The organism is Shinella sp. GW821-FHT11G07 (genome assembly GCF_058808115.1).
The window spans coordinates 141278-154949 of record NZ_JBXARJ010000008.1; the positions used below are offsets into that span (position 1 = coordinate 141278).

Sequence of the window (13672 nt, forward strand, 5' to 3'; positions counted from 1 at the left end):
ACTTGGCTCTCGCTTTACGTATCACCGGCGTCATCGACGAACTGAGCCGGCGGGTTTCGATCATCGCGATCTGGCTCGTGCTGTTTTCGTCATTGACTGCGGCCTTCAACGCAATCTTCCGCTATTCCACCGACGGCATCCTCTGGATGGAGCGCAATGTCGGCGGCGTCGGCATTTTCGAATTCATGCTCAACCTCTACCGCAACAACTCCAATACGTTGTCGGAAGCACAGTGGTACATGTTCGCCGGCATGGTCATGCTCGGCGGCGCGTGGACGCTGAAGGTCAACGAGCATGTGCGCGTCGACCTGGTCTACGGTTCGGTCAGCGAGCGCACGCGCACCTGGATCGACCTGCTCGGCGGCGTCTTCTTCCTGCTGCCGATGTGCGCGCTGATGATCTACTTCACCTGGCCGTGGTTCGTCGATTCGTGGGTGACCAACGAAGGCTCCAACAATGCCGGCGGCCTGCCGCGCTGGCCGGCCAAGCTGATGATCCCGCTCGGCTTCGCTCTCGTCGGCCTGCAAGGTGTCGCCGAAATCATCAAATGCGTTCTCGTGTTCACGCACGGCTACGTCCGCGAATTCGCCTACGAGAAGCCGCTGCAATGATCCAGTTCATCATCCACTACATGGCGCCCATGATGTTCGTGGGCCTGATCTTCTTCATGGTCATCGGTTATCCGGCGGCCTTCTCGCTCGCGGCGGTCGGCCTGTTCTTCGGCCTCGTCGCGATCGAACTCGGGGTGATCGCGCCGGACTTCCTCGGCAACCTCACCTACCAGCTGTTCTCGGTGCTTTCGAACGACCTGCTGCTCGCCATCCCGTTCTTCACCTTCATGGGTGTGATCCTGGAGCGGTGCGGGCTGGCGGAGGACCTGCTCGACGGCTTCGGCCAGCTCTTCGGCGGCGTGCGCGGCGGCCTTTCCTATGCCGTCATCCTCGTTGGCGCCGTGCTCGGCGCCATCACCGGCACGGTTGCCGCCTCCGTCATCGCCATGGGCCTCATCTCGTTGCCGGTGATGACGCGCTACGGCTACAACATCCGCCACGCCACCGGCGTCATCGCGGCCTCGGGTACCATCACGCAGCTCATCCCACCCTCGCTCGTGCTGATCGTTCTTGCCGACCAGCTCCAGCGCTCGCCGGGCGACATGTATATCGGTGCGACCGGGGCCAGCATCGTGCAGGTGCTGCTGTTCATGGGCTGGGTTTTCATCCTCAGCATCTTCCGGCCGCACTATGTTCCGGCCCTTCCGCCGGAAGCCCGCACGCTGCGCGGCTGGCCGCTCTACTGGAAGTGCATCCGCGGCATGGTGCCGTCGCTGGCGCTGATCTTCATCGTGCTCGGCACCATCTTCATGGGGCTTGCCACGCCGACGGAAGCCGGCGCCATGGGCGTCGTCGGCGCGATGCTGCTCGCCTGGATGAATGGGCGCCTGACTTGGAAGCTCATCTACCAGGGCATGGACATGACGATGCGGCTCACCGCCATGGTGGTCTTCATCCTGCTCGGCGCGCGCGTCTTCTCGCTCGTCTTCCAGGGTGTCGGCGGCAGCCACTGGATCGAGGAAATGCTGACCTCGCTTCCGGGCGGCGTCGTCGGCTTCCTGATCTTCGTCAACATCTTCATCTTCATCATCGCCTTCTTCCTCGATTTCTTCGAGATCGCTTTCATCATCGTGCCGCTGATTGCGCCCGCCGCGCAGGCGCTCGGCATCGACCTGATCTGGCTCGGCGTGATGATCTGCGCCAACATGCAGACGAGCTTCATGCACCCGCCCTTCGGCTTTGCCTTGTTCTACCTGCGGGGCATCGCGCCGAAGACGGTGAAGACGCGGGATATCTATATGGGGGCTATCCCCTGGCTGATCCTGCAGCTCATCCTCGTCGGTCTGCTGATCGCCTTCCCGGAAATGGTGACCTACTTCCTCGACAAGGACGTGGTGCAGGATCTCGACAGCATCCAGATCCTGGTGCCGGGCACGGAAGGCGGCAACGGGCTCGACAGCGCTCCGAGCTTCGGCCTCGATTCACCGCCGCAGTTCGGGCAGTAACGCCCCTCACCCCGCGCCCCAGACAAACGGCGCCGCTTGCCAGCGGCGCCGTTTGTGCTAGAGGAGTAAATCATCATACAAATGAGGGTGGAGCCATGTCCCCGATCAATCTCGCAATCGTCGGCGTCGGCAAGATCGTGCGCGACCAGCATCTTCCGGCCGTCGCAAAGAACAGCGACTACAGGCTGATCGCCGCGGCGAGCCGCCACGGCACGGTCGATGGCATCGACAATTTCAAGTCGATCGACGAGATGCTGGCAGCGGTGCCTGATATCGAGGCCGTATCGCTCTGCATGCCGCCGCAATATCGCTATGAAGCCGCCGAGAAGGCGCTTTCCGCCGGAAAACATGTCTTCCTCGAAAAGCCGCCCGGCGCGACCCTCTCCGAAGTCGCCGATCTCGAAGCGCTTGCTGATTCGAAGGGGCTCTCGCTCTTCGCGAGCTGGCATTCACGCTACGCACCGGCCGTGGAGGCCGCCAAAACCTTCCTTGCCGGCACGACGATCCGCGCCATGCAGGTGATCTGGAAGGAAGACGTGCGCCACTGGCACCCGAACCAAGAATGGATCTGGCAGGCCGGCGGTCTCGGCGTGTTCGATCCGGGCATCAATGCGCTGTCGATCGTCACCCACATCCTGCCGCGCCCGGCCTTCATCACCGCCGCCACGCTGGAATTCCCGGAAAACCGCGACGCGCCGATCGCCGCCTCGATCACCTTCGCCGATGCCAAGGGCCTCGACCTCAAGGCAGATTTCGACTGGCGCCAGACGGGCAAGCAGAGCTGGGACATCGTCGCCCAGACCGAAGCGGGCGAGATGGTGCTGTCCGAAGGCGGCGCGAAACTCTCCATCGACGGCAAGCTGGTGCACGAGGAGCCGGAGCAAGAATATCCCATGCTCTACAAGCGCTTCGCCGAAATCGTGAAGGCCGGTAAATCCGACGTCGACCTCGCGCCGCTGCGCCATGTCGCCGATGCCTTCATGCTGGGACGGCGCAAGTTCGTCGAGGCATTTCACGATTGAGGTCGGGCGCGCACGTTCAATCATCCGTATCCGGATCGAAGAATTTGCGCCATTCCCCACCAACCGCAGTTCGCTCGGCGGAGTAATCGACCTCGAGGGCCGGAATGACGTCCTCGAGGGAGGGATCGCGGTCCACGAGATGCCGCCAGTGCAGGATGCGCAGCGCCTCGTCGTCTTCATCGTGGCTGTGATCCGTATGGCCACACAGCAAAACCCAATCGCCGCCGCTGCGAGACACGACCAGCACGCTGTCGCCATCCTCAACGACATGCCTGCAGGAAATGCACAGGGTGCTTCGGTCCGGCGCAGCACCTTCCCGCTCCTCCTGCTCCCCGAGGCGGGACGCCGCATCATACGCTGGCAACGCATCCAGAATCTGGTGGTATCGGGCACTGCCGATGCCGCTGCGCTGCTCGATCGCGAGCGTGCTCTGGTCGCGCTCCGAAAGCCTGAAGAGCGGGCGCTGCGTCGCGTTGCGAAACTGGATGTCGACCGGCGCGTGCAGCGACGAGACATAGCCGGGCAAGCTGTTGGCCAGCGTTCCTGAGTATTGCGGTTCAGACGAACCGTCAGCATCAAAAAATTCGAGATAGCGCTGGAAGACCGCGACATCGACCTCGGCCCAGACACCCCAGCCGAAATCGCTCCCCATGTCCGGCAACGGCACCGATAACAGCCCACGAATGAAATGCCGTTCGCCATACTGGCACAAGTCATCCGTGAAGCGGGCTGTCTCTTCGCGCCGGGGCGCTGGTATCGCCCAGACATCGTCGGGAAGCTTGAACGCCCAATCCGTCGGAAGCCCGTCGTGGGACTGCCCGCAGGTGGCGCAAACAAAATGGCCGCTCATCTCATCGCTCCTAGAAAGACAGGGGGCAGGTCGCATCACGGCTCCTCGCGCCACATATCGTCATCATCGGCGAAGGACAGCAGCATCCCGCCCCTCAACGAGAGAAGCGCGGCAAGGTCGGCTTTCGGGAGAGCGTCGGGCAAGCCCAGGGTGAAGCTCTCCGGCTGTCGTCCGTCGAGCAGGGTCACGGCGGCGGCCAGCCAGCGGTTGCCGATGTCGCGCAACGCTTCGCGCGGGTGGCGCTGCGGCCCGCAGGTAACGTAGTCGTTCGGCACGTCGTCGCCGGATATCGCCCACCAGCCGACGAAGCCTGGTCGCTTGAGGCTCTCCACCGCCCACAGCGCGGCGTGCGGATAAACGTCCCATGCCGGCCATTCGCCGACCTCGCCGTGTGCGAGGCGTTGGCGACCCAGATAGTCGAGCACGCCTCTTCGCTGGCTGTCACACCAAAGCTCGAACTTCTGCTCGTCCTCATCCATCCCGACCCTCTTCGATCCTTCCGCCCCGCGGGTCGAATGCCTATCTTTTTCTCGACGGAAGCCTTGAGGGCCGCATCGATCTCGGCGAATGCTTCGGGCGCGCACTCACGCTCGCGACGCAGGAAGTCCGCATGCCTGTCGGCGAATGCCGCAACATCCTTCAACGTTTCCGGATAGGGCTCGCCCAGGCTCCAAAACAGGAAGCCGTGGCCGACCAGGGCTTCGACCTTGGCCCACTGCCCGACATCGGACCGCTTGGGCGGCCTGAACTTGCGGGCGAGCCCTATGCTTGGGCCGCCGCAACTTGGACAAGGCAGAACGGCGGCAGCTTTACTGGATCGCTTGAAGCTCACGCGACAGGAAAAGCAGGCATAGGGATGCAGATAGGCCGATTGCGCCTGCACGGGTTTTTGCGCCGGGGGCATCACGACACCTCCCGAAATTCCGGCAGTTGATGAAACGGATCGACCGGGCCGCTGTCGCGGACGAATGTCGCGACAATTTTCAGGCCGCCGCCCGACCGCAGCGAAACGAGCTGACCAAGATAGGTCCCGTTCCCGATCGGCAACGTCACCCCAGCGCCGAGGTTGTCCGCCGCGCCGAAAAGGACGCGCCCCGTGGCGACCGTCAACCGGAAAGGCGGCAGCGTCTCCATGACCCTTTTGTACTCCTGCGGAACCAGGAAAGGTTCGTCGCAATCCAGGTGCCGCAAGGCCACGGAACAGGGCCCATCAGTGCCGGTTCCCGCGATGAGATAGCGGCCCGCATTGGCAGCATCGAGGGCGGCTTGCATGTCCCACCAGCCTTCTGGCAACGCCCCGTCGGCAACGGCAAGCGACGCGGTTTCGGTTCGCACACGTTTCGCCTTCGTCTCCCCGATGACGGGAAGCTTGGAAAAGCTAAGCCGATCCATGCGGATCGCTGCGAGTTGCGTCATGAGGGTATTGGTGTCGCAAAAACCGTTGCTCGCGCGCCGGGCAAGGCGAAGCACCGATTGGAGGGCCTGTATGTCCGCATCCGTGAGGCGCGCGGCGCCCGGAACCGCCTGCCTGCCCAGCCCAAGCGCCTGCCGGCACTGGCGCATGCGCAGTCTGGCGTCGCTTTCGGCCTTTATGGTCAGGCTTAGTTGTTCACACGCATCCGCGATCCGGTATTCCGCCATTGGCGATCACCTCATCACTCCCGAAGGCACCGTAGTTAGCGAAAACGGGTTAATTTTGCGGATGGGGCGCGTCCCGGCTTGCCGGAAAAATAGGGAGGAGCGCCAATTGCCTGCACTGCCGGTCGCAGGGTCTCAGGCCTTCTTGACCCAGCGGCCGTCGCTGTTCTGCTGCCAATAGGTCAGCTGATGCCCCTCGCCTTTCAGGCGTTTCCAGTGTTCGCGCGCCCTCTCCACTTCAGCCTGGTCGTAGCCGTCGAACATGAAGATGACGCGTTCATAGGCATCGAGCGGCGGCGGTTCGGCGCCGGCGATCAGGAAGCGGACATTGGCCGCATTGGCATTGTCCGGCGTTGTCGTCAGCAGCACGGGCTGGTCGGCGGGAAAGGCCTGCTCGTCCGTGCCGTGCGGCAGAAAACTGTCCTCGCGAAAGGTCCACAGATGCGTGTCGAGCGCATCGCGCCGCTCCGCGTCGCCCGCCTGGACGACGACGCGCCAGCCGCGCTCGAGGCTCTTGTCGAGGAGCGGCGGCAACGCGTCCTCGAGCTTCGATTCGGTCAGGTGGTAGAAGAGGACTTCACTCATAGTGCTGTTCTATAGGGGATTTCCCGGGGCACGTCATCGCCTGCGCCTGCGAGAATACCCTTTCCTTTTCAGCAAAGTTGCAGGATGATCCATACTCCACCAAGAGGTGCGCCATGATCGACGTCGTGCCGAGAACATCGCAACCCTGCATGCGCCGAGACCTGTCGGGCGCCGTCCGTCCCGGACCAATCGTCCTTTTCCTCACCACTGCGTGTCTCTTCTTATCTCATGCAATGCCAGCCCGGTCGGCGGATGGCGAGGTCACATGCGAGATGACGGCCGAGGGGTTGATCAAATGCCGGAAGCCGGACCGCATTGGCGGTGACCCGACACCAACGAACAGAGACGACCTGCCCGATCGGCAGAAGGGCCAGGAAGGCCTGGACGCGGCAACGAAAATGCAGGCGAAATAGATGGGCGCCCTGACCAGTATTATCGAAATGGCCATGGGCTTCGGGCATCACCTGATGTCGAGCCTCTTCTTCGGCCTGTTGCCGATCGCCGTGATCGGACTACCCATCGGATGGCTCGCCATCCGGTTTGCGGCCGGCAATGCCGGCATCGTCGACCGACGGGCCATCATCGCCTTTGCCGTCGTCGGCGCCACGGCGGGCCTGATGATCGGATCCTCCCGGTCGCCGATCACCCACGTCGCGCTCCCAGCCTTGCTGACACTCGTCTCGACCTTTCTGGCCTATCTCTACGCCAAGGAAAAGCCGAGCAAGGAAGCGCAGGCCCGTGGAGAAGACCTGTTGCGTTCCCTCACGGACGAGAACAACCCCAAGATCACAAAAGCCAAGCAGAAAGCGCTGAACGATATTCTCGGCCGGGTTCAGTTCATTCCGGCCGGTATCCTCGCCCTGACGCTGGCAAGCGGCGGTGGCGCATTCTTCGGCTCCTCGATCCGTGCGGTCGCCGAGGAGAACGACCGCAAATACCAGGAGTGGCTGCTTGCCTACGAGAAAATAGAACTGCCGATCAACGCAGACATCCTGCGCAAAAAGGCAGGTCTTCCCCTTAAGGGCGGGGAAGCGGACAGCGGCAAACCCAAGGAAGAGGAGAAACCGGCCGAGTAGGTCGGTTTCTCGTGACCTACCCCTCGTAATTCGCGCGCACCAGTTCGTCGAGCAGGCGCACGCCGAAGCCGGAGCCCCAGGACTGGTTGATCTCGTCGGTCGGCGAGCCCATGGCGGTGCCGGCAATGTCGAGATGGGCCCAGGGCGTGTCCTTGACGAAACGGTGCAGGAATTGCGCAGCGGTGATCGAGCCGGCAAGACGGCCGCCGGTGTTCTTCATATCGGCGAATTTGCTGTCGATCATCTTGTCGTATTCGCGGCCGAGCGGCATGCGCCACAGGCGCTCGTGCGTGGCAAGGCCGGCGGCGGTGAGGCGCGCGGAGAGCGTGTCGTCGTTGGAGAACAGGCCGGCATGGTGGCTGCCGAGCGCCACGGTGATCGCGCCGGTCAAGGTCGCGAGGTTGACCATGAACTGCGGCTTGAAGGTCTCGTTGCAGTACCAAAGTGCATCGCAGAGCACGAGACGGCCTTCGGCATCCGTGTTGATCACCTCGATGGTCTGGCCGGACATGGATTTGACGATGTCGCCGGGGCGCTGCGCATTACCATCCGGCATGTTTTCCACAAGACCGAGGATGCCGACGACATTCGCTTTTGCCTTGCGGGCGGCGAGCGTGTGCATCAGGCCGATGACCGCGGCGGCACCGCCCATGTCGCCCTTCATGTCCTCCATACCGGCCGCCGGCTTGATGGAAATGCCGCCGGTGTCGAAGACGACGCCCTTGCCGATGAAGGCGATCGGGCGGTCCTTCTCCTTGCCGCCCTTCCAGTGCATGACCGCGAGGCGCGGCGGGCGCACGGAGCCCTGCGCGACGCCGAGCAATGCCGCCATGCCGAGCTTCTTCATTTCGCGCTCGGTGAGAATATCCACCTCGACACCAAGCTTTTCCAGAGCCTTGGCTTTGTCGGCGAACTCGACCGGACCGAGCACGTTGGCGGGCTCGTTGACGAGATTACGCGCGAGAATCACGCCCTCCGCAATGGCATCGGAAATGTCGTTCGCTTTCTTTGCGGCCGCGGCGGTAGCGGTGACGATCGTCACCTTGGTCGCTTTGCCGGCTTTTACCTCGTCGTCCTCGCCCTTTTTCGTCTTGTAGATATCGAAGCTGTAGGCGCCGAGCTGCATGCCGAGGGCAAAGTCGGCGGCATTCTTCGCCGTTACGGTGATACCGGGCGCATCGAGGTAGATCACCGCCTTGTCCACACCGGCGATCTTGGCAGCCGCGGCTCCGCCGGCTTTCAGCCAGTCATGGGCAATGAGCTTGTCGGCCTCGCCGAGGCCGAGGATGCGGATACGATCCACCGGCGCACCATGCGGCGCCAACACGTCGAGGCTTTTCAGCGCCTTGCCGGTGAACTTCGCGACCGCTGCAGCGCGCGCGACAACACCTTCCGGGTCGACCTCACCGACACCGGCCGCCTCACCGCCGGCAATCTGCAGAAGAATCGCGAGGCCGCCCGAAGCGCGTGCCGTCTTTGCGAAACCGATGTCGAACCTGGAAGCCATGACTTACTCCGAATGTCAGCCGGCGGGTCTGTCATCCCGCCTGGGAGCCCGCAAATCGCATCAATTCCTTGTCGCTTTTGCGGCGCTTGGCAAGATGCGTCACCTTGTTTACAGAAGGTTAAGCATGCTTGTTCGCCATAAATTTTCCATCGGAGTGGAGACTCCTGGCTATAGCATCCGGCTGAAGAAAGCTTATATGCCCATGGCTGTTCCGACGGGTGCCCTAGCACGACACCGGAGCCGCTTGTCGGAAACGCGGACGAAACGATGAAATTGATCGAGCGCTATATCCTGCGGCGGGCGTCGCTCATGTTCGTCGCCACGCTCGTGCCCTTGCTCGGAATCGTCTGGGTCACGCAGGCGCTGGCCAGCGTCAACCTCGTTACGGACAGCGGCCAGTCGATCTTCGCCTTCCTGAAGCTCGCGACGCTGATCATTCCCTCGGTCATCCCGATCATCCTGCCCTTCGCGCTCGTCATCGGCGTGTCGCAGACGCTGACCGTGATGAATTCCGATTCGGAATTGACGGTGCTGAATTCGGCCGGTGCCTCGCGCGTCACCATCATCCGCCCCGTCATGATCCTCGCAATCGCGATGAGCTTCGTGTCCTTCGCCGTCGACAACTTCGCCGAACCCTATTCGCGTGTCGCTGTGCGCAAGATGATCGCCACAGCCCATGCCGACATGCTCTCCGCCGTCGTGCAGGAAAATACCTTCCGCAAGGTTGCCGACGGCCTCTATGTGCAGGTGGCGGAGCGCCGCAACGGCGGCGTGCTGCGCGGCCTCTTCGTTGCCGATACCCGTGATCCGCGCTTCGAACTCGTCTACTATGCCCGCGAAGGTGCGGTGGACGAAAACAGCTCGGCGCTCGTCATGAAGGACGGCGAGGTGCATCGCAAGCTGCCGGACGGCGATGTCTCGATCATCAAGTTCGATTCCTATGCCTTCGACCTCACCGACCTTACGCAGAGCCTCGGCAAATCGAACATCCGCGCCAAGGATCGCGACCTGTTTTACCTGCTGGATCCAGATCCGAAGGATCCGCAATTCGAGAAGAATCCGGGCGCCTTTACCGCCGAGCTGCATCGCCGCTTCACGGAATGGCTCCTGCCCGCCGTCTTCGGCCTGATCGCGCTCGTCGTCAGCGCCGATGCCCGCTCGCATCGCGAGGCGCGGGTGCATCCGATGCTCACGGCGTTGTTGACGGCACTCTTCGTGCGCTGGCTGAGCTTCTACGCATCCAACAACGCCGAAGAGTCCGTCTATTTCATACCCATCATGTATCTCATTCCAATCGTCACCGCGGCGTTGGCGATCCGCTTCCTTGGCCGCAACAAGAGCCTCGACATCCCGATGACGCTGGGCGAACGGCTCACGGACATGCGCGACCGGGTGCTGGCGCGCTTCACGCGGGCGGGCTCAACACCCACCGGAGGCGGCCAGCCATGATCCCGACCCTCGGCCTCTACTTCTTCCGCCGCTACATCGTGACCACCATCTGGTTCCTGCTCGGCATCTTCTCGCTGATCTTCATCATCGATTTCAGCGAATTGTCGAACCGCATCGGCTCGCTGCCGGGCTATACGCTGACCAGCGGCCTGCTCGTCACGGCGCTGCGCATTCCGATGATCCTGATGCAGACCGTGCCCTTCGTGGCGCTCTTTGCCGGCATGGCGGCGCTGATCTCGCTGAACCGGCGCTACGAACTGGTCGTCACGCGCGCTGCCGGCATTTCCGTCTGGCAGTTCCTGCGTCCCTTCGTCGTCGGCGCCTTCCTGTTCGGGGTGTTGGCGGTGCTGATCATCAGTCCGATCGCCGCCTGGGGCAGCAAGAAGGCACAGGAAGTGGAGGCAAGCTGGGGCGCCACCGTCTCGCGCACGGAAAACGCCGTGCCGTGGATCCGCCAGATCTACGGCGACGACCAGGCGATCATCGGCGCCAAGGCGCTGCTCGACGACGGCACGCGGCTTTTGAACGTCACCGTCATCCACTTCGATACCGATGGCCGCATCGCACTTCGCCAGGATGCCGAATCGGCAACCTTGGAAGATGGTTACTGGCTGCTTAACAACGTCAACGAAACGCGGATCGGAGAATTGCCGGTCCGTCTCAAGGAGGCGCAACTTCGTACCAACCTGAAACGGGAATTCGTTCAGGAAAGCCTCGAAAAGCCTGAATCCATTCCATTTTTGAGCCTTGGACGGAAGATCGAGGCGGCGAAGTCGTTCGGTTTCCCCACAAACGCCATGGAAACGCAGTTCCACTCCATGCTGTCGCTGCCGCTTCTCCTGGTTGCGATGACGCTGATCGCGGCCTGTGTGTCATTGAAATTTAGCCGGTTTAATCAATCGCGTGCGGTGATTCTGGGTGGAATCCTGTCTGGCTTCATGCTTTATGTCGTCACCGTGCTTGTGAAGGCATTTGGAAGCAGCGGTGTTGTTCCTCCGTTTGTTGCGGCCTGGCTCCCAGTGGTCGTCGCAATGTCGTTGGGTGCGACTATTCTTCTGCATCAGGAGGACGGCTAGTGGCGGCAGGCGCCCGCAAAACGAATTGGTGGTCGAAAGCCGCCCTGCTTGCAGGTGCGGCCATGGGCGCCTTCGTGTCCGCCGTTGTCCTGCCCGCGCAGGCCCAGGCACCCGACATCCGGACGATGGAACCGAACATTCCGGATGACGCCAAGCTCATCCTGGCTGCCAACGAACTCGTCTATAATAACGATACGGAAAAGGTGATCGCCCGCGGCGCGGTGCAGATCAACTATGGCGGCTACAGGCTCGTCGCCCGCCAGGTCGAATACAATCAGAACACCGGCCGCTTGACGGCACACGGCAATATCGAACTCATCGAACCGACCGGCAACCGGATTTATGGCGATGAGATGGACCTGTCGGACGATTTCGCCAATGGCTTCGTCAATGCGTTGCGCATCGAGACGACCGACCTCACCAAACTTGCGGCGACCAGCGGCGAGCGCGTCAACGGCGAGGAAATGATCCTCAACCATGCCGTCTATACCGCATGCACGCCCTGCGCCACGAACCCGACGCATCGCTCGCTCTGGCAAATCAAGGCCGAGCGCGTCGTGCAGAACGGCCGGACCAAGACGATCCGGCTCGAGCGTGCCCGCTTCGAGATGTTCGGCAGGCCGATCGCCTATATTCCGGTGCTGGAAGTGCCGGACCATACGGTCAAGCGGAAGAGCGGCTTCCTGTTTCCGCAGTTCGGCTATGAGCAGAAGCTCGGTTTCGGCGTTACGACACCCTACTACTTCGCCATCGCACCGGACATGGATGCGACGCTCTCGCCCACCGTGCTGACCCGCCAGGGTTTTCTGCTCGAAGGCGAATTCCGCAAGCGTTTTCACAACGGCCAGGTGACTTTGCGCGCCGCCGGCATCCAGCAAACGAACCCCAGCGTTTTTACGGGTGGTACGAGCGACCGGTACGAAGACTTCCGCGGCATGGTCGCCTCGCAGGGCAACTTCAAGATCAATCCCCGCTGGGCGTTCGGCTGGGATGTGATGGTGCAGACCGACAACAATTTCTCGCGCACCTATGACCTGGATGGCCTGGACGATCGTATCCACACCAACCAGTTCTACCTGTCCGGTCTCGGCAGCCGCAACAGCTTCGACCTGCGCGCCTTCTATTTCGACGTGCAGGATGCGGATCCAGTGGACAAGCTGGAGCGCAAGCAGGCGATTGCCCAGACGCTGGACCACGAATATATCGTGCCGCAGTCAGTGCTTGGCGGTGAACTCAGCATTACGACCAACATCACCAACGTTCAGCGCGATCTCGAAGATTTCTACAACGTGGGCAAAACCGATAGCAAACCTGGCAGCGATCGGTTCCGCGGGCTTGCCGGCGGTACGACGCGGCTAAGCAGCGAAGTGGAATGGAAGCGTCAGTTTATCGTGCCCGGCGGCCTCGTGCTGACCCCGATGCTGGCGGCGCGGGGAGATATGCTGCGCCTCGATATGACGTCGCCCAAGGGTTACTCCGGCGACTACGAAGGCGACAACAGCGCGACCCGCGCTATGCTGACCGCCGGCCTCGAAGCACGCTACCCGATCCTGGCGACGACTGACTACAGCACGCATCTCTTCGAGCCGATCGCTCAGATCTATGCTCGACCGGACGAAGACCTTGCCGGGGCGCTTCCGAACGAGGACTCGCAGAGCTTCGTCTTCGACGCCACCAATCTGTTCGAGCGCGACAAGTTCTCCGGCTTCGACCGTATCGAGGGTGGATCGCGCGCCAATCTTGGCCTGCGCTACACCGGCACATTCGACAATGGCGTGCGCCTGCGCAGCATCATCGGCCAGTCCTTCCATCTCGGCGGCGTGAACTCGTTCGCAACCGACGACCTGGTGAATGCCGGCGCGAATTCCGGCCTCGAAACCGACACGTCCGACTATGTCAGCATGGCCGGTATCGACCTGCCGAACGGCCTTTCGGTTGCATCCAGCGCGCGGCTTGACAAGGACGACCTGTCGGTGCGCCGGTCCGATACGTCGCTGCGCTTCGATGGTGCCCGCTTCGAGACCGAGCTCACCTATACGCGAATCGCCGCACAGCCGGACTACGGCCTGGCGAAGAACGCCAGCGAACTTCAGAGCGCTGCGGCCTTCAAATTCAAGGACTACTGGTCGGTATTCGGCTCGCTCACCTATGACCTCAAGAGCAAGAGCCTGTCGCGCAATGGCATCGGCTTTTCCTATGACGACCGGGACACCGTTTTCTCGATCGTCTACGAGCAGACACGCGATAAATCCAGCAGCACGGCAAACGACTGGTCGATCGGCGCGCGCCTGATGTTCCGCACACTGGGTGACATCCATGTCGGCGATACGACGCTGACCGGCTTCGAGTGAGAGCATCGCTCCGCTCTTGTCATCGTTTGGCCGCATGTATTATGCACATCCGGGAGAGTCAC

The 13672-nt window shown here is 62.2% G+C and carries 14 protein-coding genes; 9 read left to right on the plus strand and 5 right to left on the minus strand.

The genetic code is table 11. The features are described 5' to 3' along the window. Positions 1-2: 2 nt before the first annotated feature. The 3 genes from AC1RT2_RS17005 (at position 3) to AC1RT2_RS17015 (ending at position 3078) form a co-directional block, all read left to right on the plus strand. Entirely contained in the window at positions 3-611 is a 609-nt protein-coding gene (locus tag AC1RT2_RS17005) for a TRAP transporter small permease subunit (RefSeq protein WP_069059240.1), read from the plus strand. Beyond that, positions 608-2056: a TRAP transporter large permease gene (locus AC1RT2_RS17010; RefSeq protein ID WP_493103716.1), complete on the plus strand. Its 1449-nt coding sequence runs from the start codon at positions 608-610 to the stop codon at positions 2054-2056. Before AC1RT2_RS17005 ends, AC1RT2_RS17010 begins: the two co-directional genes overlap by 4 nt. A gap of 95 nt (positions 2057-2151) precedes the next feature. Continuing rightward, positions 2152-3078, plus strand: coding sequence for a Gfo/Idh/MocA family protein (locus AC1RT2_RS17015; protein WP_493103719.1), 927 nt, complete (start codon positions 2152-2154; stop codon positions 3076-3078). A gap of 16 nt (positions 3079-3094) precedes the next feature. Here AC1RT2_RS17015 and AC1RT2_RS17020 read toward each other — a convergent pair whose 3' ends face one another. Then, the gene (locus AC1RT2_RS17020; RefSeq protein ID WP_493103721.1) at positions 3095-3928 is read right to left on the minus strand and encodes a DUF2199 domain-containing protein; all 834 of its coding nucleotides are present in this window, start codon (positions 3926-3928) and stop codon (positions 3095-3097) included. 35 nt (positions 3929-3963) lie between these two features. Further along, complete coding sequence (locus AC1RT2_RS17025; protein ID WP_493103724.1) at positions 3964-4407, minus strand: DUF4826 family protein; 444 nt, start codon at positions 4405-4407, stop codon at positions 3964-3966. A gap of 131 nt (positions 4408-4538) precedes the next feature. Here AC1RT2_RS17025 and AC1RT2_RS17030 point away from each other — a divergent pair, with 131 nt between their 5' ends. Next, positions 4539-4862, plus strand: coding sequence for a hypothetical protein (locus AC1RT2_RS17030; protein ID WP_493103726.1), 324 nt, complete (start codon positions 4539-4541; stop codon positions 4860-4862). Here the strand turns inward: AC1RT2_RS17030 and AC1RT2_RS17035 are convergent. Together AC1RT2_RS17035 and AC1RT2_RS17040 are read right to left on the minus strand one after the other, a co-directional pair. Next, a complete protein-coding gene (locus tag AC1RT2_RS17035; RefSeq protein WP_493103728.1) occupies positions 4832-5569 on the minus strand; it encodes a hypothetical protein in 738 nt (245 codons plus the stop codon). The two genes, AC1RT2_RS17030 and AC1RT2_RS17035, sit on opposite strands and share 31 nt — an antisense overlap. A 132-nt stretch (positions 5570-5701) precedes the next feature. Next, positions 5702-6151, minus strand: coding sequence for a DNA polymerase III subunit chi (locus AC1RT2_RS17040; protein ID WP_493103730.1), 450 nt, complete (start codon positions 6149-6151; stop codon positions 5702-5704). A gap of 113 nt (positions 6152-6264) precedes the next feature. Here AC1RT2_RS17040 and AC1RT2_RS17045 point away from each other — a divergent pair, with 113 nt between their 5' ends. Both AC1RT2_RS17045 and AC1RT2_RS17050 read left to right on the plus strand, forming a co-directional pair. Continuing rightward, positions 6265-6564 carry a hypothetical protein gene (locus tag AC1RT2_RS17045; RefSeq protein ID WP_493103732.1) on the plus strand — a complete coding sequence of 100 codons (300 nt, stop codon included), beginning with the start codon at positions 6265-6267 and terminating at the stop codon, positions 6562-6564. After that, a complete protein-coding gene (locus tag AC1RT2_RS17050) occupies positions 6565-7227 on the plus strand; it encodes a hypothetical protein (protein ID WP_493103733.1) in 663 nt (220 codons plus the stop codon). 16 nt (positions 7228-7243) lie between these two features. Here the strand turns inward: AC1RT2_RS17050 and AC1RT2_RS17055 are convergent, their stop codons facing one another. After that, the gene (locus tag AC1RT2_RS17055) at positions 7244-8734 is read right to left on the minus strand and encodes a leucyl aminopeptidase (RefSeq protein ID WP_493103734.1); all 1491 of its coding nucleotides are present in this window, start codon (positions 8732-8734) and stop codon (positions 7244-7246) included. Positions 8735-9001: 267 nt separating this feature from the next. On the opposite strand from AC1RT2_RS17055, the gene lptF reads away from it, so the two are divergent. Genes lptF through AC1RT2_RS17070 form a run of 3 tightly spaced genes read left to right on the plus strand, consistent with a single transcriptional unit; the run spans position 9002 to position 13610 of the window. Beyond that, on the plus strand, positions 9002-10183 hold the full coding sequence (gene lptF, locus AC1RT2_RS17060; protein ID WP_493103736.1) for an LPS export ABC transporter permease LptF: 1182 nt from the start codon (positions 9002-9004) through the stop codon (positions 10181-10183). Then, the gene (gene lptG / locus AC1RT2_RS17065; protein WP_069059250.1) at positions 10180-11259 is read left to right on the plus strand and encodes an LPS export ABC transporter permease LptG; all 1080 of its coding nucleotides are present in this window, start codon (positions 10180-10182) and stop codon (positions 11257-11259) included. Before lptF ends, lptG begins: the two co-directional genes overlap by 4 nt. Continuing rightward, positions 11259-13610 carry an LPS-assembly protein LptD gene (locus tag AC1RT2_RS17070; protein ID WP_493103739.1) on the plus strand — a complete coding sequence of 784 codons (2352 nt, stop codon included), beginning with the start codon at positions 11259-11261 and terminating at the stop codon, positions 13608-13610. Before lptG ends, AC1RT2_RS17070 begins: the two co-directional genes overlap by 1 nt. The last annotated feature ends 62 nt before the right edge of the window (positions 13611-13672 follow it).

What these genes read in the sequence shown, in the direction of transcription:
- AC1RT2_RS17010 (WP_493103716.1), top strand. Translation starts at nt 608, where the DNA reads ATGATCCAGTTCATCATCCACTACATGGCGCCCATGATGTTCGTGGGC.
- AC1RT2_RS17015 (WP_493103719.1), top strand. Translation starts at nt 2,152, where the DNA reads ATGTCCCCGATCAATCTCGCAATCGTCGGCGTCGGCAAGATCGTGCGC.
- AC1RT2_RS17020 (WP_493103721.1), bottom strand. Translation starts at nt 3,928, where the DNA reads ATGAGCGGCCATTTTGTTTGCGCCACCTGCGGGCAGTCCCACGACGGG.
- AC1RT2_RS17025 (WP_493103724.1), bottom strand. Translation starts at nt 4,407, where the DNA reads ATGGATGAGGACGAGCAGAAGTTCGAGCTTTGGTGTGACAGCCAGCGA.
- AC1RT2_RS17030 (WP_493103726.1), top strand. Translation starts at nt 4,539, where the DNA reads ATGCCTGTCGGCGAATGCCGCAACATCCTTCAACGTTTCCGGATAGGG.
- AC1RT2_RS17035 (WP_493103728.1), bottom strand. Translation starts at nt 5,569, where the DNA reads ATGGCGGAATACCGGATCGCGGATGCGTGTGAACAACTAAGCCTGACC.
- AC1RT2_RS17040 (WP_493103730.1), bottom strand. Translation starts at nt 6,151, where the DNA reads ATGAGTGAAGTCCTCTTCTACCACCTGACCGAATCGAAGCTCGAGGAC.
- AC1RT2_RS17045 (WP_493103732.1), top strand. Translation starts at nt 6,265, where the DNA reads ATGATCGACGTCGTGCCGAGAACATCGCAACCCTGCATGCGCCGAGAC.
- AC1RT2_RS17050 (WP_493103733.1), top strand. Translation starts at nt 6,565, where the DNA reads ATGGGCGCCCTGACCAGTATTATCGAAATGGCCATGGGCTTCGGGCAT.
- AC1RT2_RS17055 (WP_493103734.1), bottom strand. Translation starts at nt 8,734, where the DNA reads ATGGCTTCCAGGTTCGACATCGGTTTCGCAAAGACGGCACGCGCTTCG.
- lptF (WP_493103736.1), top strand. Translation starts at nt 9,002, where the DNA reads ATGAAATTGATCGAGCGCTATATCCTGCGGCGGGCGTCGCTCATGTTC.
- lptG (WP_069059250.1), top strand. Translation starts at nt 10,180, where the DNA reads ATGATCCCGACCCTCGGCCTCTACTTCTTCCGCCGCTACATCGTGACC.